The sequence below is a fragment of the Ideonella sp. P3_A4 genome, assembly GCF_056403075.1.
Window position 1 is genome coordinate 1 of sequence record NZ_JBFUGE010001159.1, and the last position, 1,065, is coordinate 1,065.

The window sequence follows — 1,065 nt, forward strand, 5'->3', positions numbered from 1 at the left end:
CTTCTTCGCAGCGGCAGTGGCCTGCTCGGCCTTCACCGCAGCCAGCACGCGATCGCGCACTTCGGCCAGCGGCAACACACGCTCGGGGTGGTGCTCGACGATGCGTGCCGACACCAATTGGTTCGTGCCGGTTTCAACGGCCTCGGTGTTGCGCTTGTTCTTCACCGAGTCGGTCGAGAAGATGGCGTCGAGCAGTTTGGGCGAAGCAAGCGGGCCAGTGGCACCGGGCGCCGGCGTGCGCTGCACAGTGGCTTCGGTCTTGCCGAGCTTCAGCTTGTCGATCACCGGCTGCAGGCTGTCGGACTGCTCATAGACCATGTTGGTGAACTGCTCGGCCGCGCTGGCGAACATCTGCTGCGCCTTGGGCTTGCTCACCTCGTCGACGATCTGGGCGCGCACCGATTCGAAGGGCTTCGCCTCTCCACCACGCACGGCGATCAGCTTGATGATGTGGAAGCCGAACTCCGACTCGACCACGTTGCTGATCTCGCCCGCCTTCATCGCGAAGGCCGCATCTTCGAACGGCTTGACCATTGCGCCACGGCCGAAGAAGTCGAGGTCACCGCCGTTGGCGGCCGAGCCCTTGTCGTCCGAGTTCTTCTTCGCCAGTTCGGCGAAGCCGGCCGGATTCTTGCGTGCTTCGGCCAGCAGGCTCTCGGCCTTCGCCTTGGCCTTTTCGCGATCGGCCGCCGGGGCGTCCTTCGCGGCGTTGATCAAGATGTGCGCGGCGTGGCGCTCTTCGGCGCTGGTGTAGCGAGCGATGTTCTGCTCGTAGTACTTGCGCAGGTCATCTTCACTCAACGTGATCTGCTTCTTCAGCGTGTCCAGGTCCAGCATCGCGTACTCGATACGGGCTTCCTCGTTGCTGTGGAACTGCGCCTGGTGGCTCTTGTAGTAGGCCTCCAGGTCCGCATCGGTCGGGGCGGCCTTCTCAAGATAGGCCTTGACCATGAACGGCTGCAGCTGCACTTCGCGGCGCTCCAGGATCGCGTTGACGGCTGTGTCGTTCGCCGTCTGCCCCACCACCAGCGAACCGGACACACCGGCCATGGCCTGGCGCATGGC

General features: G+C 64.1%; 1 protein-coding gene. It reads right to left on the bottom strand.

The annotated features are described in order from the left end of the window. Positions 1 to 1,050 (bottom strand): peptidylprolyl isomerase (locus AC1DYI_RS36625; RefSeq protein WP_477208988.1); only part of this gene is annotated, 1,050 nt, incomplete at its 3' end. Between the last annotated feature and the right edge of the window lie 15 nt (positions 1,051 to 1,065).